Annotated in this window: 20 protein-coding genes, 3 tRNA genes and 1 other RNA gene; 4 read left to right on the top strand and 20 right to left on the bottom strand. The window is 56.3% G+C overall.

All coding sequences use genetic code 11. The features are described 5' to 3' along the window. Window positions 1–136 precede the first annotated feature (136 nt). From HA50_RS05830 to HA50_RS05820, 3 genes are all read right to left on the bottom strand, one after another. Window positions 137–688 carry a carboxymuconolactone decarboxylase family protein gene (locus HA50_RS05830; protein WP_084873543.1) on the bottom strand — a complete coding sequence of 184 codons (552 nt, stop codon included), beginning with the start codon at window positions 686–688 and terminating at the stop codon, window positions 137–139. A gap of 2 nt (window positions 689–690) precedes the next feature. Then, the gene (locus HA50_RS05825) at window positions 691–2,028 is read right to left on the bottom strand and encodes an aspartate aminotransferase family protein (protein ID WP_084873542.1); all 1,338 of its coding nucleotides are present in this window, start codon (window positions 2,026–2,028) and stop codon (window positions 691–693) included. A 133-nt stretch (window positions 2,029–2,161) separates the two neighbouring features. Then, window positions 2,162–3,019 (bottom strand): MurR/RpiR family transcriptional regulator, encoded by an 858-nt coding sequence (locus HA50_RS05820; protein ID WP_084873541.1) that lies wholly within the window; start codon window positions 3,017–3,019, stop codon window positions 2,162–2,164. 130 nt (window positions 3,020–3,149) lie between these two features. On the opposite strand from HA50_RS05820, the gene HA50_RS05815 reads away from it, so the two are divergent. From HA50_RS05815 to zitB, 3 genes are read left to right on the top strand one after another with little or no spacing between them, the layout of a single operon-like run. Beyond that, window positions 3,150–3,734 (top strand): response regulator transcription factor, encoded by a 585-nt coding sequence (locus HA50_RS05815; RefSeq protein WP_084873540.1) that lies wholly within the window; start codon window positions 3,150–3,152, stop codon window positions 3,732–3,734. Beyond that, on the top strand, window positions 3,731–6,790 hold the full coding sequence (locus HA50_RS05810; protein ID WP_244193561.1) for an ATP-binding protein: 3,060 nt from the start codon (window positions 3,731–3,733) through the stop codon (window positions 6,788–6,790). The genes HA50_RS05815 and HA50_RS05810 overlap by 4 nt, the downstream gene beginning before the upstream one ends. Continuing rightward, window positions 6,759–7,721 (top strand): CDF family zinc transporter ZitB, encoded by a 963-nt coding sequence (gene zitB / locus HA50_RS05805; protein WP_084873538.1) that lies wholly within the window; start codon window positions 6,759–6,761, stop codon window positions 7,719–7,721. Before HA50_RS05810 ends, zitB begins: the two co-directional genes overlap by 32 nt. Here the strand turns inward: zitB and pnuC are convergent. The 3 genes from pnuC to HA50_RS05790 all read right to left on the bottom strand — a co-directional run bounded on the left by pnuC (window position 7,718) and on the right by HA50_RS05790 (window position 10,172). Further along, window positions 7,718–8,437, bottom strand: coding sequence for a nicotinamide riboside transporter PnuC (gene pnuC, locus HA50_RS05800; RefSeq protein WP_084873537.1), 720 nt, complete (start codon window positions 8,435–8,437; stop codon window positions 7,718–7,720). The two genes, zitB and pnuC, sit on opposite strands and share 4 nt — an antisense overlap. 30 nt (window positions 8,438–8,467) lie before the next feature. Further along, complete coding sequence (gene nadA / locus HA50_RS05795) at window positions 8,468–9,529, bottom strand: quinolinate synthase NadA (RefSeq protein WP_084873536.1); 1,062 nt, start codon at window positions 9,527–9,529, stop codon at window positions 8,468–8,470. 157 nt (window positions 9,530–9,686) lie between these two features. Next, complete coding sequence (locus HA50_RS05790; RefSeq protein WP_084873535.1) at window positions 9,687–10,172, bottom strand: methylated-DNA--[protein]-cysteine S-methyltransferase; 486 nt, start codon at window positions 10,170–10,172, stop codon at window positions 9,687–9,689. Between the two features lie 158 nt (window positions 10,173–10,330). Between HA50_RS05790 and HA50_RS05785 the strand changes: the two genes are divergently transcribed. After that, a complete protein-coding gene (locus tag HA50_RS05785) occupies window positions 10,331–11,803 on the top strand; it encodes an AlkA N-terminal domain-containing protein (RefSeq protein WP_084873534.1) in 1,473 nt (490 codons plus the stop codon). A 156-nt stretch (window positions 11,804–11,959) separates the two neighbouring features. Here the strand turns inward: HA50_RS05785 and HA50_RS05780 are convergent. The 14 genes from HA50_RS05780 to cydB form a co-directional block, all read right to left on the bottom strand. Further along, window positions 11,960–12,096, bottom strand: a non-coding RNA gene (locus HA50_RS05780) — RtT sRNA. 31 nt (window positions 12,097–12,127) lie between these two features. Then, a tRNA-Lys gene (locus tag HA50_RS05775) sits at window positions 12,128–12,203 on the bottom strand. A 33-nt stretch (window positions 12,204–12,236) separates the two neighbouring features. Then, window positions 12,237–12,312: transfer RNA gene (locus HA50_RS05770), tRNA-Lys, on the bottom strand. A 52-nt stretch (window positions 12,313–12,364) separates the two neighbouring features. Next, window positions 12,365–12,440, bottom strand: a tRNA-Lys gene (locus tag HA50_RS05765). A 166-nt stretch (window positions 12,441–12,606) separates the two neighbouring features. Then, a complete protein-coding gene (gene cpoB / locus HA50_RS05760) occupies window positions 12,607–13,425 on the bottom strand; it encodes a cell division protein CpoB (RefSeq protein WP_084873533.1) in 819 nt (272 codons plus the stop codon). 9 nt (window positions 13,426–13,434) lie between these two features. Then, a complete protein-coding gene (pal, locus tag HA50_RS05755) occupies window positions 13,435–13,950 on the bottom strand; it encodes a peptidoglycan-associated lipoprotein Pal (RefSeq protein WP_084873532.1) in 516 nt (171 codons plus the stop codon). 65 nt (window positions 13,951–14,015) lie between these two features. Continuing rightward, window positions 14,016–15,311: a Tol-Pal system beta propeller repeat protein TolB gene (tolB, locus tag HA50_RS05750; RefSeq protein ID WP_084873531.1), complete on the bottom strand. Its 1,296-nt coding sequence runs from the start codon at window positions 15,309–15,311 to the stop codon at window positions 14,016–14,018. 115 nt (window positions 15,312–15,426) lie between these two features. After that, window positions 15,427–16,683 carry a cell envelope integrity protein TolA gene (tolA, locus tag HA50_RS05745; protein ID WP_084873530.1) on the bottom strand — a complete coding sequence of 419 codons (1,257 nt, stop codon included), beginning with the start codon at window positions 16,681–16,683 and terminating at the stop codon, window positions 15,427–15,429. 25 nt (window positions 16,684–16,708) lie between these two features. After that, window positions 16,709–17,137, bottom strand: coding sequence for a colicin uptake protein TolR (gene tolR, locus HA50_RS05740; RefSeq protein ID WP_084873529.1), 429 nt, complete (start codon window positions 17,135–17,137; stop codon window positions 16,709–16,711). A gap of 13 nt (window positions 17,138–17,150) precedes the next feature. Further along, the gene (tolQ, locus tag HA50_RS05735) at window positions 17,151–17,837 is read right to left on the bottom strand and encodes a Tol-Pal system protein TolQ (protein WP_013508309.1); all 687 of its coding nucleotides are present in this window, start codon (window positions 17,835–17,837) and stop codon (window positions 17,151–17,153) included. Then, window positions 17,834–18,256 (bottom strand): tol-pal system-associated acyl-CoA thioesterase, encoded by a 423-nt coding sequence (gene ybgC / locus HA50_RS05730; protein ID WP_244989061.1) that lies wholly within the window; start codon window positions 18,254–18,256, stop codon window positions 17,834–17,836. Before ybgC ends, tolQ begins: the two co-directional genes overlap by 4 nt. A 190-nt stretch (window positions 18,257–18,446) precedes the next feature. Next, window positions 18,447–18,740, bottom strand: a complete 294-nt coding sequence (gene ybgE / locus HA50_RS05725) for a cyd operon protein YbgE (RefSeq protein ID WP_084873527.1) — start codon at window positions 18,738–18,740, stop codon at window positions 18,447–18,449. Continuing rightward, window positions 18,740–18,853, bottom strand: coding sequence for a cytochrome bd-I oxidase subunit CydX (gene cydX, locus HA50_RS05720; RefSeq protein ID WP_084873526.1), 114 nt, complete (start codon window positions 18,851–18,853; stop codon window positions 18,740–18,742). Before cydX ends, ybgE begins: the two co-directional genes overlap by 1 nt. A gap of 15 nt (window positions 18,854–18,868) precedes the next feature. Beyond that, window positions 18,869–20,008 (bottom strand): cytochrome d ubiquinol oxidase subunit II, encoded by a 1,140-nt coding sequence (cydB, locus tag HA50_RS05715; RefSeq protein ID WP_084873525.1) that lies wholly within the window; start codon window positions 20,006–20,008, stop codon window positions 18,869–18,871. Window positions 20,009–20,012 lie beyond the last annotated feature (4 nt).

Genomic DNA, 20,012 nt, shown 5'->3' with positions numbered 1-20,012 from the left:
AGTGAAACTGCAGGCAGTAGCCTTCGCGCAGCGCAATAAATCATTGCGCCACCATTTAAAGTCAATGTTATTCAGCACGGGGAATAAGAGCACAACACATGCATTATCTGCCGGCTCTTATTTTCGAGTGAACCACTTATGCGGGGATAATAAAATCCCGGGTGTCGGGTACCGGCGTCTGTGCACCGTTCATAATCATGGAAAGAAGACTGTAATAGCCGTTAATACCGATCAGATCGACCACACCTTTTTCGCCCCACAAGGCGATGGCTTGTTGCCAGGTGTCGTCCTGCACCTTTTTCTGCTGATGCAATTGCTGACAGAAGTGATACACCACCCACTCGTCAGCCTGCAAATCATCAGGCAGACGTTGTTCATTAATCGCCTGCACCGCGCGGGCGGAAATCCCCTTGTCGCGGGCGATTGAGGCATGAATGGCCCACTCCACCGGTTGCGACCAATGACGGGCGGTGAGCAGAATCGCCAGCTCCGACAGACGCTGACCCAGCGCACTGCGATAGCGCAGATACTCACCCATCCGCTGCGCATGGGCCATTAGCTCCGGGCTACGCAGCAGCGGTTCAAACGGTGGCAGCAACGCGCCACGCGGTCCGTTAATGATCTCTTCGGCCAGCTGACGCTGCTCATCGCTCCATTGATGTTCGGCGAGCGGAGGTAAACGATTCATGATCAACGCCCTGCCAGCTTGCGCGTTTCTGCGCTGATCACCTGCTGTAACGTCTCCACCACAAAATCCAGCTGCGGACGGGTGACGATAAACGGCGGTGCGATCAGGATATGGTCGCCATATTGCCCATCAAGGGTGCCGCCCATCGGATAGACCATCAGGCCACGTTCCATACATTGCGCTTTAATCGCGGCATGTAACTTCAGCGCCGGATCAAACGGGGTTTTGCTGCCCTTGTCCTGCACCAGTTCCACACCGGCGAACAAACCGCGCCCACGGGTATCGCCGACGTGCGGCAGCTCTCCCAGCACCTCGCGCAGTGCCTGTTGCAGATACGCCCCCTGCACCTGCACCTGCTCCAGCAGATTATCGCGCTCAATAATTTGCTGCACAGCCAGGGCAGCAGCGGCAGCCGTGGCATGACAGATATAAGTATGGCCGTGCTGGAACAGGCCGCTCCCCGCCTGTAACGCAGCGACAATCTTTTCACTCGCCAGCACCGCGCCAATCGGCTGATAACCACCACCTAAACCTTTGGCGATGGTGACGATATCCGGTACCACGCCATCCTGTTCAAAGGCATGCAGGGTGCCGGTGCGTCCCATGCCGCACATCACTTCATCGGCGATATACAGGATGCCGTATTTGTCACACAGGCGGCGTACGCCCTGGAAGTAACCCGGCGTCGGCGGGGTAGCTCCGGTGGTGGCACCCACCACGGTTTCCGCGCAAAAGCCGATGATTTTCTCCGGCCCGGTAGTCAGAATCGCCTCTTCCAGTTCATTCAGCAGACGCTGGGTATATTGCTGCTGGCTTTCATCGTCGCGGCGATCGCGGTACTCATTGCATGCTGAGACACGCACCACATCCATCAGCAACGGGGCAAACTGACGACGACGCCATTCGTTGCCGCCGACCGCCAGCGCACCAAGCGTATTGCCGTGATAGCTCTGCTTGCGGGCAATAAAGGTGGTGCGCTCCGGCTGACCGATCTCAACAAAATACTGGCGCGCCAGTTTCAGTGCGGTTTCCACCGCCTCAGAACCACCGGAAACAAAATAGGCATAGTTCAGGTCACCGGGCGCAGTGCGCGTCAGTTGCTCAGCAAGCTGCTCAACGGTTTCGCTGGTGAAAAAGCTGGTATGGGCATAGGCCAGTTGATCAATCTGGCGGTGCATCGCTGCCAGAACCTCGGGGTGGCTGTGCCCGAGGCAGGAGACAGCCGCGCCGCCGCAGGCATCAAGAAAACGCTTACCATTGGCATCCGTGATATAAGCCCCCTGGGCGCTCACCGCCACGGCTGGCGTGGTACGAAGGCTGCGGTGAATGATCTGACTCATGCTCTTTTCCTGCTCCTGAAAACGCTTGCGCGATAGATTGGAAGCATCTTGCATGATCCATTTGAATCACGTCAACGCAAATATGATCCAAATGCATTGTATTTTCTTATGATGGAAACAAATGAATCATTGCTCAGGATTTACCGGGGATCACGTAGGCACCGGAATCTATCAGATAACGTTCCGCACTCTCGATTTTGCTGACCGCTTCGCGGCCATGTCGCGCCACCAGCATCGCCAGTAAACACTCCGCCAAACCCATACCGGAAACCACCGAAGGGAAGAATGACGGGCTATCAATGGAAAACAGCAAAGTGCAATCTGCCGCCTGCGCCAACGGGGACACCGGAGAGTCAGTAATGGTGATAATACGCGTACCGGCCTCGGTTGCCGCATGCAACACATCCAGTGATTCACGCGAATAGGGGGCGAAGCTGGTCAGCAGCACGCAATCTTTCTCCGTCAGCTCGCGGGTAAAGACTTCGATATTGCTCGCCAGCCCGTCAATCAACGACACCTGGCGATTGAAGAGCCGGTAAACATAAAACAGCGACCAGGCGATGGGGAAGCTGGCGCGAAAACCACAGATATAGACGTTTTCCGCCTCATCCAGCAGGGTGACGGCCTGCTGCATCGCCTGCTGATTTTCTGTCTGAGTGAAAGCCAGATTGGCCTGATGCGCCAGAAACACCTCTTCGTACAACGCAGGCTGCGTCCCTTTAGCGATCAGTTTTTCCGCTTTGGATACATATGTATCATTACGTAAGCCAAGATCGTCAATCATGGCGTTTTTCAATTCACCCCAGCCGTTAAAGCCCAGACGCTGGGCCAGGCGCAGCAGTGTGGCAGGCTTCACGCCACCTTCTGCGGCAAAGGCACGCATCGACAGCACCACCAGTTTATTGGCATGTTGCAGTGAAAACTCGGCGGCACGCTGTAACTCTGGTGAGAGCAGGCTGAACTGGCTGACAATATTTTCCCGAAGATTCATGGCGTTTCGTCGTTATTAATAAAGGGACACCGCACGATGTTAACACTCATATGGCAGGGAAAGGATGAGATAATCAACAGCCTCCCCCTTTTCCGTTATGCTGAAGCAATGAAAAAGACAGGATATGGTTATGGCTGCGCTGCTGCTTATTGATGATCACCCGTTAGTTGAGGTCGCGCTGGAAGCGGCCTGCGCTAAATCCCCGATTCCTTTACAGCTGTTCGCTGCCAGCGATGAAGCCGGAGCGCGTCAGTTGCTGCAACAGCAGGAGATTGATCTCGTCATTCTCGACATTGGCTTGCCGGATAGCGATGGGCTGGAGCTGCTGCGCCGCCTGCGGGTCCACCATCCGCAGCGCCCGGTGTTGATCTACTCGGCGGAACAGAGTCGCCATACCTTATTACGCGCCGCTTCGCTCGGTGCCGCCGGTTATGTGGTGAAAAGCCAGAGCATGGCGCAATTACTGAGTGCCATCCTCGCGGTGCTGGGTGGACAACAGGCTTTTCCCGCCCTGCCCGAGCGCATTGATTTGCCGCTGACGGAGAAAGAGCAGCAAATTGTGGCTCTGCTGGCGCGCGGCCTGTCCAATTTGCAGATTGCCGAGCAATTGCATATCAGCAACAAAACCGTCAGCACCCATAAAAAGAACATTCTGGAGAAAACCGGGGTGCAATCGGTGGTTGAACTGGCCGAGCTGTGGAAAGCCCAACAGTGAGACGCTGGCTCCTGCTGCTGACCTTGCTGTGCAGCACGCTGACACAGGCGGACTTACAACCGGCCAGCAGCGTGATGTTGCCCGCGATGATGCCAGCGCCGCACAGCACGCCCTGGCCCACCTCACCGCTACGCGTGGCGCTACCAGCACAAAACAGCGCGCCCTGGGCGATGCGCATCGGCGATCAAATCTGGGGTATCGACGCAGATTATCTCAGCGCCCTCAGCCAGCTCACCGGGAGCCATTTCGTGCTGGAAAGCTATCCCGACCTCAGCCAGCAACTGGCCGCGCTGACACGTGGCGAAGTGGATCTGGTGCTGAGTACCGAGCATGCTGCGCTGCCGCCCGGTATCGGGCTGAGCGACAGTTGGTACAGCAGTCCGGTGCGTATTTATCGCAACCGGGACAATCAGCGTGCGGTGATGTTCAACAGTCACAATGCACAGCTTACCGTGGCGCAATCCACGCTGGACCAGTTACCGGACAATTTTGTCCGTGCCCACCGCTGGCACAGCCTGCCGGGGGATCTCCAGGCGCTGTATGCGCTGTTCAATCAGCAAAGTGATTATCTGGTGGCCGACGAGGCCAGCGCCGGGTTTCTGCTCAGCCAGTTGCAACAGGGGCAGATTTACCAAATCACCGCCGATCCTGGTGCTGGAGACATTACTTTGCGGGCGATGGCGCGCGATCCGGCGTTGATCCAGTGGCTGAATCAACAGCTGCGCCTGCTGCCTGCCGAATTCAGTAACCGGGTGCGGCAGCGCTGGAGCCCTCCGCTGTTGCGCTATCAGGACACGCAAACCCTGATGCTGTCTCCCGTCGAGCAGCAGTGGCTGGCACAGCATCGGGAAATCCCCTACGCTGCCGAAACTGATAACGCCCCCTGGAGCTACCGTGACGCCAGCGGCAATGCGCGTGGTTTCGCCATCGATTTACTCAATGCCCTCAGCCAGAGCACCGGGCTGCGTTTTACCCCACGCTGGGTCGCTAATCCGCAGCAAGCCGCAACCCTGCTGCAACAGCAACAGGTGATGCTGAGCGTACTGCCCCCGCAGGATGGTGCCACCACGCTGCCGGTGTGGCGCGCCATCTGGGGCATTTATACCCTGACCTCGCATCAGCCGATGAACTGGCAGGGACTACAGGGACAGCGGGTGGGAATACTGCGCGCTGACCTGGCGCAGCGTATGCTGCCCGCTGGCATCACGCCGCAGATTTTTGACGATCGTGCCCAGCTGTGGCAGGCCCTGAACAGCGGCCAGATCGATGCGCTGGTGGATAATGTGCTGTCGGCCCGCTGGCGCATCGCCAGTCACTATGGCGATCGTATCCATCTGGCGTTTGCCGCCAGTGATATTGCCTGGCCGCTGGCCCCGGAGATCAGTGCACAGCAACCGGTGCTGCGCGCGTTACTCGACCGGGCGCTGCAACAAATCCCCCCGGAAACCCTGAGCCAGATGCGCGATAACTGGTCGATGCCACCGCAGCCCGGTACCACCATGACGATGCGCAATGTGCCGCTGCTGGTGCTGATCGCCGCAGGCATCGCCATTCTGGTGCTGCTGATATTGCTGGTACGTCGTTACCTGCAACAGCGGCGTGAACGGCTGCAACGTGAGCAAGCCGAACGCGCCAATGCGGCGAAAAGCCAGTTTCTGGCCACTGCCAGCCATGAGCTGCGCACGCCGATGCAGGCGATCCTCGGCCTGCTGGAGCTGGAACAGGAGCAGCATCCCAGCGCGCGGCTGGAGCTGATGCACAGCAGTGCACGTTCGCTGATGGCGCTGCTGAATGATTTGCAGGATCACGCTCGCATCGAAAGCCACAGCTTCCGGCTGTCGCCCCGCCCCATCGAACTGGCGCACTGGTTGCAGCAGCAACAGCAGTTTTATCATCCCCTGATGCGTGATGCTGGCCCACAGCTGGTGGTGGAAGCGCTAACCCCCCTGCCTGCGGCGGTGCTGCTGGATGGCGACCGCCTGCAACAGGTGGTGAATAATCTGGTGGCGAATGCGCTGAAGTTTACCCGTGCCGGGGATATCCGCCTGACGCTGGCGGTAAACGATGACATCGTGCTGATGGTTGCCGACTGTGGCAGCGGCATTCCGCTGGAAGAACAAGCGCAGCTGTTCGAACCCTGGTATCAGGCTCCCTCCGGCAAAACCCATGCGGTGCAGGGCAGCGGTCTCGGTTTATTTATTTGTCGCGAGATCGTGCAGCGGATGGGCGGCACGCTAACCCTGACTTCCGCACCCGGTGTGGGCACCACTGTTCAGGTGACGTTGCCTCTGCAATTAGCCGATGGCGAGCCAGCAGCAGCCGCCAGCAGCTGGCCGCATTATCCACAGCTTCGCGTGGCCATCGTTGACGACCATCCCACCAATTTACTGGTGATGCAGCAGCAGCTGGCAACGTTTGCCATCCATGCGGAGGTGTTTGATGACGGCCGTGCGCTGCTGCGCGCTGATGCCAGGCAGCCATTTGACGTGCTGTTTATCGACCAGATGATGCCACGCCCCGATGGCTTCACTCTGCTGCGCATCCTGCGCCGCCGCCAGCGTCAGCGTGGCAGCGCAGCATTACGTATTCTTTGTTCCGCTGATGCGCAGCTGGCGAAGCAGCCGCTACAACCTGATGAAGCTTTGCTGATTAAACCCATCACTCTGGCGGCTATCGCCCCCCTGCTGGCGCGTACGGCACATGACCCGTTAAGCCATCTACCAGAGAGCCTGCGCATCCTGGCTCAGCATAACGAAAGCTTTATTCCGCGCATCTGCCAGACGTTACAGCGCACCCTGATGCAGGATCGTGATGCCCTGTTGGCGGCGCACGAGGACCAGAACTGGCCAGAACTGGCGCGGGCTGCCCATCGCATGAAAGGCAGCTGGCTGTTGCTGGGTATCGATGATATCGCCACCCATTGCCAGCAACTGACGGATGCGGCAAAACAGCAACGGCTGGAACCTGAATCGTTCGATTTACTGATATCATTAACCAACAGGTTACTGAAACAACTGGAAAGTTATGGCACACACCCATTCTCACAGCGGGCCTGACGGCAACCGTACGCGACTGGCGGCGGCGTTTGGTATTACCGCCCTTTTTATGCTGGTGGAAGCCATCGGAGGCTGGATCTCCGGCTCGCTGGCACTGCTCGCTGATGCCGGTCATATGCTCACTGATACCGCCGCGCTGCTGATGGCATTGCTGGCTGTGCAATTCTCTGCGCGTAAACCCAATGCCCGTCATACTTTTGGCTTGCTGCGGCTGACAACCCTCGCCGCCTTTGTTAACGCCATCGCCCTGCTGGTGATTACCGTGCTGATCGTCTGGGAGGCGCTGCGGCGCTTTTACCAGCCACAGCCAGTGGCGGGTGGTCTGATGCTGGCGATTGGCGTGGCCGGGCTGCTGGCGAATCTGCTCTCCTTCTGGCTGCTGCATCATGGCAGCGAAGAGAAGAATCTCAACGTACGTGCCGCCGCCCTGCATGTGCTGGGTGATCTGCTGGGTTCGGTGGGGGCGATTGTCGCTGCGCTGATCATCATGTGGACCGGCTGGACGCCGATCGATCCGATTCTGTCATTGCTGGTGTCGCTGCTGGTGGTGCGCAGCGCCTGGTCACTGCTGCGTGAAAGCCTGCATGAGTTACTGGAAGGCGCGCCGGGTAATATCAATGTGGATAAGCTGAAGCGCGATCTGACGCTGAATATCGCGGAAGTGCGCAATGTTCATCATGTGCATCTGTGGCAGGTGGGCGAGAAACCGGTGCTGACGCTGCATGTGCAGGTGATCCCGCCTTACGATCATGATGCGCTATTGCTGCGCATTCATCGTTACCTGCATACGCATTATCAAATCGCTCATGCCACGGTACAGATGGAATACCAGCCCTGTAACGGGCCGGATTGTGAACTGTGCTTTGATGATGGCAACGACCAGCACAATCATCATCATGAGGCGCTGGAAGGCCACGTACATCGTCATTAAGAAGAAAGCGCGCGTGAGCCATGTTCGCGTGCGCTTTGTATCCACAACCGCGAGCCGTTCAGGGCAATCAACGTCAGGATGACGTATTCCAGTGACATGGCATACACTCCCTGGCGGGCAAAGATCATCACGCTTATCACATTAATCACCACCCACAGCAGCCAGTTCTCCACGTATTTGCGCGTCATCAGAATCATCGCCACGATCGACAGCACCATCATGCAGGAATCCCAGAACGGGAAGGCATCCGGCTGCAATTGTGGCATCACCACATGCAGACCCATGCCCTGCATTATGTTCACCGCGATGCGGGTGAGGAAGGCAAACACCGGGTCGATATACAACGTCATCAGGCCGATACCCAGCACACAGGCGGCTCCCCAGCCCAGCGCTTTCGGCAGCGGCAGCCAGCGAATTTTCAACTCGGCTTCCTGGGCAGCATTTTGCCGACTCCACGCATACCAGCCATAGACATTGGCAACAAAGAAAAACAGCTGCAACAGCAGGCTGGCATACAGCTGGATCTGAAAGAAAATCACCGCGAACAGGGTGACGTTAATCAGGCCGAAGAAATAATTGATGATTTTTTCCAGGCTGGCCAGCCAGATGCACAGCAGGCCAGCCACGGTGCCGACCGCTTCGATCCAGGAGAGATCGTAGCCGCCGACACCAAGAGGAATATGAACCAGAATGTTTTGTGTGCTAAAGAAATCCATAACGGGCACCTGTCTGAAAGGTGCGGCGCATCAGGCGTTCCCTTTCACCTTGAGTTTGAGTTCCGCTGCAAAGGATAGCATGCGGTTGAGCGGCAGCAATGCCGCTTCACGCAATCCATCATCCACATGGATTTCGTGCTCGCTGCCACCGTGCGCTAAGCCCTCGGCAATCGCCTGCAAGCCGTTCATCGCCATCCACGGACAATGGGCGCAGCTACGACAGGTGGCCCCTTCTCCGGCGGTGGGGGCTTCGAGCAACTCTTTTTCCGGCACCGCCTGCTGCATTTTGTAGAAGATGCCACGGTCGGTGGCGACAATCATTTGCGGATGCGGCAGGCTTTTCGCCGCCTGAATCAGCTGGCTGGTGGAACCCACCGCATCAGCCAGATCGACAATCGCCTGCGGCGATTCAGGGTGCACCAGCACTGCCGCCTCGGGATACAGGGCCTTCATACGTTGCAGCGCCTGGGTCTTAAATTCGTCATGGACGATACAGGCTCCCTGCCAGCACAACACATCGGCCCCGGTTTTCTGCGTCACGTAACGACCCAGATGGCGGTCCGGTGCCCAGATAATCTTCTCACCGAGGCTGTCGAGATGTTCAATCAGTTCAACTGCGATACTTGAGGTCACCACCCAGTCAGCACGCGCTTTCACCGCTGCCGAGGTATTGGCATACACCACCACGGTACGATCCGGGTGCGCATCGCAAAAACGGTTGAACTCCTCAATCGGGCAGCCCAAATCGAGCGAACATTCCGCCTGTAGCGTGGGCATCAACACGGTTTTTTCCGGGCTGAGGATTTTCGCGGTTTCCCCCATAAAACGCACGCCAGCCACCAGCAACGTCGACGCCGGGTGAGTACTGCCAAAGCGCGCCATCTCCAGCGAATCTGCCACGCAGCCACCGGTGGCTTCCGCCAGCGCCTGAATTTCCGGATCGGTGTAGTAATGGGCCACCATCACCGCATCGCGTTCTTGCAGCAACCGCTTGATTTCGGCGATATAAAAGGCTTTTTCATCCTGGCTGAGACGCGCCGGTTTCGGCGGGAAGGGATAGATCGCGCTTTCTGGATCGAACATCAGGCTCATGACACGGCTCTCGGTTTTCTTAATTTAACAAAACGGCCTTTTATGACCATTAAGACAGCATCATAACCGCCATCTTGTTTTATATGCTAAACAAGATAGCGGATCTGACCGGGAGTGTCGTGCTTTTTTTATGCAGAAAATACGGGCTGTGACCCGCTTAGCTTTTTGGCGTGGCTTCCAGATCCAGCAGGAAGGCTTTGACCGCCAGCCCGCCCGCAAAGCCGGTCAGTTTGCCATTGCTACCGATGACTCGATGGCAGGGTGCCACAATCGACAGCGGGTTTTTACCGTTCGCGGCTCCCACCGCACGTACCGCTTTCGGATTACCAATTTGCTCGGCAATCTGGCGATAGCTACGGGTTTCACCAAACGGGATGGTGATTAACGCCTGCCAGACTTTTTTCTGGAACTCCGTACCGACGGTGTCATACGGCAGATCAAAATGCTGGCGTTCCCCGGCGAAGTATTCGCGAAGCTGGCGTTCGGTTTCACACAGGATCGGATGTTGATCGTCCCGGCTGATGGGCTTCAGCGGGATGCGTTGTGAACCTTCATTTTCCCACAGAATCGCTGACAGTCCCTTATTGCTGGCAATTAACGTGAGTTCTCCGACTGGCGTCGGGATAATTTTTGCATGATACATGGTGCGCCTCCGGCTTGATATCAGGGGAGCATTATCGCACTTTTGACGCGATAAACTGGCTGTTTTCGGTCATGCAGATAAACTGGTTAGCTGTCCGAAAGCAGCCAGTTTTCTCATCAGGGTTGCGCGAGGATGCGGCTTATTTGCTGGAGACGAAGATGTTTGATCCCGACATTGCCTACCAGGCGCTGACTTCACGCGATAGCCGCTTCGACGGCTTGTTTTTTGTCGGCGTGACATCGACCGGTATTTATTGCCGGCCAATTTGCCCGGTCAAAGCGCCAATGCAGAAGAATTGCCTGTTTTTTTCCAGCGCCGAAGCCGCGGAAAAAGCACATTTCCGCCCCTGCCTGCGCTGTCGTCCTGAACTGGCTCCAGGCTTCGCACCGGTTGATAGCCATCATCGCATCGCCGATCGGCTGATTCGGCGTATTGAGGAGGGGCTGCTTGAAGAGCAGGAGACGCTGGCCGAGATTGCCACCGAGTTTGGTTTGAGCGAGCGCCAGCTAAGACGCGTGGTGCAGCAGGAACTGGGCGTTTCTCCGCTCGAACTGCGCCAGACACGCCGCATGCTGCTGGCGAAGCAGCTGTTGACCGAAACCACGCTGCCGGTGACGGAAATTGCCTTCGCCAGCGGTTTCCGCAGCCTGCGCCGCTTTAATGATGTGTTTCAGGCGCGCTATCGCATGACCCCGTCCCGCCTCCGTAAGGAAAGCGCCCCCGCCACCGGCACACAGTTGCAGGAAAGCGCCGAGCTGCGCCTCAGCTATCGTCCCCCCTATGACTGGGACGCGATACTCGATTTTCTGCAACAGCGCGTAATGAAGGAAGTGGAATGGGTGGCGGATGGCGTTTATCACCGCACCGTGGCGCTGGGTGGCTGTCGCGGCTGGGTGCGTGTCAGCCATTATCCTGAGAAACAGGCGCTGAAGGTGCAATTCACTACCAGCCTGACCCCGGTGCTACCCGCCCTGCTGCGCCGTCTGCGCGATTTATTTGATTTGGATGCCCAACCCCAGCGTATCGCCGATCAACTGTCTCAGGACCCTCTGCTGGCCCCGAGCCTGGCAAATTCTCCTGGTCTGCGCGTACCGGGAGCATTTGACGGTTTTGAACTGGGCGTGCGGGCGATTCTCGGCCAGCAGGTCACCGTCAAAGCCGCCACCACCTTAAGCAGCCGGGTGGCGCAGCGTTTTGGCGAGCCGCTGGAGACGCCATGGCCTGAGTTATCCCGTTTGTCCCCCAGTGCTGAATCGCTGGCAACGGCGACGCAGGATGATATCGCCAGTCTTGGCATCGTCAGCGCACGAGCCCAGGCGATCATGGCGCTGGCGCAGGCTTGTGCCTCAGGCGCGTTACGCTTTAATGGCGCGGTACATCCCGATGTGGTGGTACAACAGCTGCTGGCACTGAAAGGCGTCGGGCCGTGGACTGCCAGCTATATTGCGATGCGTGCCCTGCGCTGGCCGGATGCGTTTCCCAAAGAAGATATCGCCATTCGTAATAATCTCGGCGGCGTCAGTGCGAAGGAAGCAGAGCTGTTATCTCAGGTGTGGCGACCGTGGCGTAGCTATGCGGTGTTGCATATCTGGCGTAGCGGCGGGATTAATCGCACAATGCCTGCCAGTTAAGAAGTCGTATCAGCTCGCGTGATTGGCATTGATACGTAGCGGCGCGATTTATCGCGCAGGTTTTATGATGTGGCACGTCGGCTGAAAACAGCGCGATAAATCGCGCCGCTACAACGCCGAAAAGCAAAAAGGCGCCTTTAGGGCGCCTTTCTACATTGGTGGGTCGTGCAGGATATGCCTCGGCCCATCCGGGGCCTCGCCCTGCGGGTGATGCTGACGCATCAGCCTGAATCGCTCCCGGCGATTCAGTCGAACCTGCTGCAGGTTCTCATCCTGCACTTTGCGCGCATAGCAAAAAGGCGCCTTTAGGGCGCCTTTCTACATTGGTGGGTCGTGCAGGATTCGAACCTGCGACCAATTGATTAAAAGTCAACTGCTCTACCAACTGAGCTAACGACCCGCTCGATGAGGGCTTACAACCAGAACTACCAGATGGTGGGTCGTGCAGGATTCGAACCTGCGACCAATTGATTAAAAGTCAACTGCTCTACCAACTGAGCTAACGACCCATCGTGGTTGTGAAGCGAACTGAAGAAAACACTGAACCGGCTGGGGTTGAGATGGTGGGTCGTGCAGGATTCGAACCTGCGACCAATTGATTAAAAGTCAACTGCTCTACCAACTGAGCTAACGACCCATCTTCAGCGCTGCCGATACTTGTTAAGATATGTCCCGGCAACGGCGGCATATATTACTGATTTAGCGGGGTAGCGCAACCCTTATTTTCCACCAACTGACTCAATTGCTTACCTTTCATGCGGCAAGACCAGAAATCACACGAAATCCGGTCTGTGCTGCACAAATTACAACCCGGCGAGACGCTTCTGAGCCAGTTTGGCAGATTCGCTGTTTGGGAATTGTTTGATCACTTGCTGGTAGACCGCTTTGGCTTTCGCCGTATCGTTCTTCTCCTGCATGATCACCCCAACCTTAAACAACGCTTCTGCAGCCTTAGGCGATTTCGGGTAGTTTTTTACCACAGTGGCAAAATAATAGGCCGCATCGTCCTTTTTGCCCTTGTTGTAAAACAACTGACCCAGCCAGTAATTCGCATTCGGCTGATAGGTAGAATCAGGATAACGCTTCACCCATGCCTGCAGCGCAGTAATGGCCTGATCATACTGCTTCTTCTCCAGAATCAGCGCCACGGCAGCGTTGTAGTCGCTGTTGGCATCACCGCTTTGCGTCGGTGCTGCGGCTGGGGCTGCAGCTGCACTGCTGCCCGCATCAGCGGCTGCTGCTCCAGCACCAGCACCGGCGGCGGCTGCCGTCGCATCACCACCGCCACCGCTGGCCTGGGCACCGTTATTACCGCTGCTCAAACTGTCGATCTGCTGGTAGATCTGCTTCTGGCGCTCAATCACCTGATTAAGCTGATAGGTATTCTGCTGAATTTGCCCGCGCAGCGAATCGATATCGCTTTGGTTATCACTCATCTGCTGCTGCAACTGCTGCATTAGCTGAGCCTGGGCATTGGAGATACGTTCAAGAGTGGTGACACGGTCTTCGACCGAGCCTGAGCCAACGCTACTGATTGACGCCTGGGCAGTAGCGGCCCAGGGGGCCGCTACACCAACCAGTAACGACAGACTCAAGAGATGAAGTCTGAAGTTACTCATCATGTGCTTATCTTAGTAAACCAGAACGGCACGACGGTTTTTAGCGTAAGCCGCTTCGTCGTGACCCAGAACTGCCGGCTTCTCTTTACCGTAAGAAACGATAGACATCTGATCAGCTGACACGCCTTTACCCTGCAGGTACATTTTAACTGCGGTAGCACGACGCTCGCCCAGGGCGATGTTGTATTCCGGCGTACCGCGCTCATCCGCGTGACCTTCGATGGTCACTTTGTATGACGGGTTGCTACGCAGGAAAGCAGCGTGCTGATCCAGCATCTGAGCGTACTCAGACTGCACGTCATACTTGTCCAGACCGAAGTAAACGATGTTGTTCTGCTGCAGCTGCTGCATTTGCAGACGCGCTTGCTCGTCAGAAGACATGTTGCCGCTGTTCATGCCAGAACCGTTAGCGCCATCAGCACCCATACCAGTCTGGTCATTGTTGTTGTTTTTGTGAGAGCTACATGCAGCCACTGCGATAACCGGCAGAGCCAGCATCAAACCCTTCAGCACTTTGTTCAGTTGCATTTCTTTATCCTATTATATTGTTTGCCATACATATTTATCCCCCACCTCAGCAGGGGATAGATGCATCACAGATACGGCGACCAGGCAGGTGATTTTACCTGTCCATCAGTTGCCGGAAGACGCGCTTTGAAACGCCCATCGGTTGAAACCAACTGCAACACGGAACCCATCCCCTGAGTAGAGCTATAGATTACCATCGTGCCGTTAGGAGCCAGACTTGGCGTCTCATCCAGGAACGTGTCCGTTAACGTTTGAACGGCTCCCGTTTCCAGATCCTGTTTGGCGACGTGCTGAGCGCCACCGGCGCTGCTAATCATCACCATCGTTTTACCGTCGGCTGACACATCCGCATCCTGGTTCTGTGAACCTTCCCAGGTAATACGCTGTGCCGCACCGCCGTTAATGCCAATTTTGTAAATCTGAGGTGCACCCGCCTGGTCTGAGGTATAGGCCAGAGTCTGGCTATCCGGGAACCAGGTCGGCTCAGTGCTGTTGTAACGGCCATCCGTGATCTGACGAATCTGACCTGATGCCAGGTCCATCACATACAGGTTCAGGCTACCGGTTTTCGACAGAGCGAAAGCCAGTTTAGAACCATCCGGCGAGAAGGCCGGTGCGCCGTTATGACGTGGGAACGAGGCAACCTGACGAATAGCACCGTTGGCCAGCGTCTGGATAACCAGCGCCGATTTGCCACTTTCAAAGGTTACGTAAGCCAGTTTGCTGCCGTCTGGTGACCAGGTCGGCGACATCAGCGGCTCTGGTGAACGGTGAACCACAAACTGGTTGTAGCCATCGTAATCCGATACGCGCAGCTCATACGGGAACTGACCGCCGTTGGTCTGCACCACATAGGCGATACGTGTACGGAAGGCACCTTTGATACCGGTCAGCTTCTCAAACACTTCGTCACTGGCGGTGTGTGCGGCATAGCGCAACCACTGCTTCGTCACTTTGTAAGAGTTCTGTGCCAGCACCGTACCAGGCGCACCACCGGTATCAACCAGCTGATAGGCGATCTGGTAGCTGCCATCCGGGTTCGGGGTAACCTGACCCACCACCACGGCATCAATACCCAGTGCGCTCCACGCGGCAGGCTGAACCTGCTGCGCGCTGGTCGGCTGCTGCGGCAGACGCGAGCGATCCAGCGGATTGAATTTACCGCTGTTGCGCAAGTCTGCTGCGACGATGCCACCAATATCTTCTGGTGCAGCGCCCGGACCGGCCCACTGGAAAGGAACCACACCAATAGGACGCGCAGTATTCACGCCCTGCGTAATTTCAATGCGTACTTCCGCGTGCAGCATCGCCGCCCACAGCAGTACAAAAAAACCTAAGGTTACACGAAGTGCCTGCTTCATCTTTTCTCCCTTATCTGAACCTCAGTTCACGATAATTCGCACTGTTCCTGAAAAAAACGGGTACTCATAGATTACGGCAAGCTAACCTTAGTTCAACCTGCCGTTTGTTACTGCATTACTGTGGTTTGAAATCCATTGGTGCGTTTTTGAACACTTCATACACCGCCTGTGAAGGTGGCTTCGGTATACGTGCCTGTTTGGCTGCTGAGACCGCCGCCTGGCACAATGCCGGATCGCCGCCCTCCGCTTTCACATCAATCAGCAGACCATCCGGAGCCAGCTTGATGCGCAGGTTACACTCTTTTCCTTTGTATGAATCGGCATCATAGAAACGGCTCTGAATCGCCGCAACCACCTGGCCCATATAGGAGTTAATTTCGGCTCCCGAGGCTCCGGCTTTCTTCTGATTACCTTGTCCCGCCGCGCCACCACCGGAAGCGGCAGCGTTACCACTTTTCGGTGCATTCTTACCGGATGAGAGGCCACCCAGCAGATCGTCAACGGCGTTTTCATTCTTCGCGGCTTCGGCTGCGGCTTTCTTCTTCGCATCCGCTGCGGCTTTGGCTTTCGCTGCGGCATCCGCTTTGGCTTTGGCCGCTGCCTCGGCTTTTGCTTCTGCAGCCGCTTTCTCTTTCGCTGCTTCGGCGGCAGCAGCTTTCGCTTCCTGCGCAGCTTTCGCCTTCGCATCTGCCGCTGCCTGCGCTTTGGCTTCCGCATCCGCTTTGGCCTTCGCCTGGGCGGCCGCTTTTGCTTCCTGAGCAGCTTTTTCTTTCGCTGCCTCGGCGGCTGCCGCTTTCGCTTCCTGTTCAGCCTGTTTCTTCGCTTCGGCCGCAGCCTGTTTCGCCTGTTCTTCCGCCTTCTGCTTAGCATCCGCTGCGGCTTTCGCCTGGGCATCCGCCTCCGCTTTGGCATCGGCTTTGGCTTTGGCTGCCGCGGCTTCCGCTGCTTTCTGTTCTTCCTGCGCCTGCTTCGCCGCCGCTTCAGCCGCTTTTTGCTGTTCAGCCTGCTGCTTCGCCTGCTCTTTGGCATCCTGTTGCGCCTGCAGACGTTCTTTTTCCAGCTCTTTCAGACGCTGTTGTTCGGCGGCCTGCTTCTGCTGCAACTCTTCGGCCTGCTGCTGCGACTGCTTCTGACGCTGCTGCTCGGCACGCTGGCTATCGCTCTGCTGATTCTGCTGACGGTTGTACTGATCGACCACGGCACCCGGGTCCACCATCACTGCGTCGATATCGCTACCGCCACCACCACCGCTGGATTCAACTTTTTCGTTAAACGAGCTCCAGACCAGCAAGGCGATCAACACGATGTGCAGAATCACCGATATGATTATCGCGCGCTTTAACTTCTCGTTTTGCTCGGTTGCCTTCGACACTCTCGGTTCCCAAAAACGGTTCGCTTTAAATCGGCTGCGTCATCAAACCGACAGATTTCACGCCAGCCTGATGCAGCAGGTTAAGCGCCTTGATGATTTCGTCGTAAGGCACGTCTTTTGCGCCACCGATCAGGAAGACCGTCTTCGGATTGGCTTCCAGTCGGCGCTGTGCTTCGCTCACCACCTGCTCAGGCGGGAGCTGATTCATACGATCGTGATCCACCACCAGGCTGTACTGCCCTACCCCCGCAACTTCAACAATCACCGGCGGATTATCATCGCTGGAGACCGTCTTCGAGTCGGTTGCATCCGGCAGATCCACTTCCACGCTTTGGGTAATGATCGGCGCGGTTGCCATAAAGATCAGCAACAGCACCAGCAGCACGTCCAGCAGCGGAACGATGTTGATTTCAGACTTAAGATCGCGGCGTCCGCGACCACGGGTTCTGGCCATCGTTTACCTCGACTTACTTCGTGTTGTCGGTGGAGAAAGCCTGACGATGCAGGATAGCCGTGAACTCTTCCATAAAGTTGTCGTAGCCCTGCTCCAGCTTATTGACGCGCTGGTTCAGACGGTTGTACGCCATCACCGCTGGAATCGCGGCAAACAGACCGATCGCCGTGGCGATCAGCGCTTCGGCGATACCCGGCGCGACCATTTGCAACGTGGCCTGCTTCACGGCACCCAGGGCGATAAAGGCGTGCATGATCCCCCACACCGTACCAAACAGACCGATATACGGGCTGATGGAACCGACGGTGCCAAGGAAAGGAATATGGTTTTCCAGTGCTTCCAGTTCACGGTTCATCGAAATACGCATCGCACGGCTGGCACCCTCGACCACCGCTTCTGGCGCATGGCTGTTGGCACGGTGCAGACGGGCAAATTCTTTAAACCCGGAATAGAAAATCTGCTCAGAACCGTTCAGCTCGTCACGACGCCCCTGGCTCTCCTGATAAAGACGAGACAGTTCGATACCTGACCAGAATTTATCTTCAAACGCTTCGGCTTCACGCCCGGCAGCATTCAGAATGCGGGTGCGCTGGATAATGATTGCCCATGAGGCAATGGAAAAGCCGATCAAAATCAACATGATAAGTTTGACCAGAAGGCTCGCCTTCAGGAACAAATCAAGAATATTCATGTCAGTCACTGCTTGAACTCCGCGACAATAGACTTGGGAAGCGCAATCGGCTTCATTAGATGTGGGTTGATGCAGGCAATCAGGACTTCTGCCTCATTGAGCACTTTGCCTTCTGCATTCACGATACGCTGAGAGAACGTCATGGTGGCTCGCGTCATTGAACTTACCTCACTCTGGATCTCCAGAAGGTCATCAAGACGTGCTGCCGCAAGATAGTCCACCGTCATACGCCGCACCACAAAACAGATCTGCTGTTCCAGCAGGGTCTGTTGATTGAAATGGTGCTGGCGCAACATTTCGGTACGTGCTCGTTCATAGAAAGCGATATAGCTGGCGTGATAAACCACACCACCGGCGTCGGTATCTTCGTAATAGACCCGAACCGGCCAGCGAAACAGCGTTGTACTCACTCTACATCCCGGTATCATTTTAAACGTTGCTACTATACGCAAGTGAGATCGGCTTGGGAATGGCCCGCTGACGCCCCGAGAAAATAATTATCAGACGGTAACAACCGGAAGGATTTTCGGCAGATTTCTTGACCAGACGCTGACAAATACTCACATCAGCGCCTGAAATTGCAGCAATAAATGGATTGAATTTGTCCTGATCGGGGACTTAACGATAAAACCAGAAAATCCCCGCCAGCAGGATAATCATCGCCGGTAATGGCGTGAAGAACGCCTGCCAGCGTAACCGACGTGGACGGAACCCCGTGCCGTGAATCACGCCGGTACACACCGCCCAAATCAGTACCGCACCATGCCAGACCGAAAGTGCGCTGGTTTTTGCCGCAAAGCGCGACGGATCCCAGAACACACAACCCGCCAGCCATAAGGCCAGTAACAGTGAAAAGGCCCGTAACGGGCCTTTATCCATCAGACGATACAGGGTCTGAAACAATTGGCGCATCAGGCTTTATCGCCTTTCGCTGCGCTCTCTTCAGCACGCTCCAGCGCCAGTGCCGCGATCACACCGAACGAACAGGCCAGCAGGGTGCCAAGAATCCAGGCAAAATACCACATGTTCTAGCTCCTTAATCAGTACAGGGAGTGCGTATTGCTCTCAACGTGTTCTTTGGTGATGCGACCAAACATTTTCCAGTAACACCAGGTGGTGTACAGCAGAATGAGTGGGACAAAAATGATGGCGGCAAAGGTCATAATCTTCAGCGTCAGCATACTTGATGTCGCATCCCACATGGTCAGGCTGGTACCCGGCACGGTGCTTGATGGCATGATGAACGGGAACATCGCAATGCCCACGGTCATGATCACACCTGCCAGCGTCAGTGAAGAGAAGATAAATGCCCAGGCCCCTTTCTCCATGCGTGAGCACAGAGTAGTCAGCAGCGGCATGACCACACCCAATATCGGGAAGATCCACAGAATCGGGGTCTGCTCAAAGTTCACCAGCCAGGCACCGGCTTCACGCACCACATCTTTACCCAGCGGGTTAGACGCAGCATGGTGATCGATAACGCTTTTCACCACGTAACCGTCGATACCGTATTTCACCCACACCCCGGCCAGAATGAAGCACACCATCATCACTAACGCAGTAATCTGCGCGAGAGAACGTGCGCGGACATGCAGTTCACCGGTGGTACGCATTTGCAGATAGGTTGCGCCCTGGGTCAGGAACATCGCCACGCTGATCACACCCGCCAGCAGTCCAAACGGATTCAGCAGCTGGAAGAAGTTGCCGGTGTAGAACAGACGCAGATACTCGTCAGCGTGGAACGGCACACCCTGCAACAGGTTGCCAAACGCTACGCCAATCACCAGCGGCGGGACAAAGCTGCCGATGAAAATGCCCCAGTCCCACATACCACGCCAGCGCACATCTTCAATCTTGGAGCGGTAATCAAAACCCACCGGACGGAAGAACAAAGAGGCCAGTACCAGAATCATCGCCACATAGAAGCCGGAAAACGCGGCGGCGTAGACCATCGGCCAGGCAGCAAACAGCGCGCCACCCGCGGTGATCAGCCACACCTGGTTACCGTCCCAGTGCGGGGCGATGGTGTTAATCATGACACGGCGTTCCGTATCGGAGCGGCCCATAATACGGACCAGCATCCCCACACCCATGTCGAAGCCTTCGGTGACGGCAAACCCAACCAGCAGAATGCCGATCAATAGCCACCAGACAAATCGCAATACTTCATAGTCAAACATGGTA

The sequence above is a fragment of the Pantoea cypripedii genome, from assembly GCF_002095535.1.
Taxonomy (GTDB): Bacteria; Pseudomonadota; Gammaproteobacteria; order Enterobacterales; family Enterobacteriaceae; genus Pantoea; species Pantoea cypripedii.
The sequence above is the reverse complement of the archived record's forward strand: the minus strand, read 5'-3'. Positions and strand labels throughout refer to the sequence as shown.